Genomic DNA, 306 nt, shown 5'->3' on the forward strand with positions numbered 1-306 from the left:
AGCATTAGCAGGTGTTTCAATAGTAAGAACTACTGGTATTCTAGAGCTCACACAACCAGAGACAGTTTCTTCAGCTTCAGCATAGTAAGTGTAAACTCCAATAGCTGTATCGGTAGGCGTATAATTAAGGCCAGAAGCTAAGGCAGTACCTCCAGTAGCGTTTGTATACCAATTAACAGCATCCCCTAAAGCAGGAGGGCCAGGTAGTACAACACTTAAAGCAGGTGTAGTTGCCCCAAAACAAATACTAGGATTGTTAGGATTAGTAGGCGTATCGATAAAAGGACAAGCACAATTAGGCGCAGT

1 protein-coding gene is annotated in these 306 nt (G+C 42.8%); it reads right to left on the reverse strand.

Features of this window, described 5'->3' with window-relative positions:
- Nucleotides 1-306: immunoglobulin domain-containing protein (locus ACVC08_RS00420; RefSeq protein ID WP_452600543.1), on the reverse strand; the 306-nt coding region annotated here is incomplete at both ends.

Source organism: Pontimicrobium sp. MEBiC06410 (genome assembly GCF_053601615.1).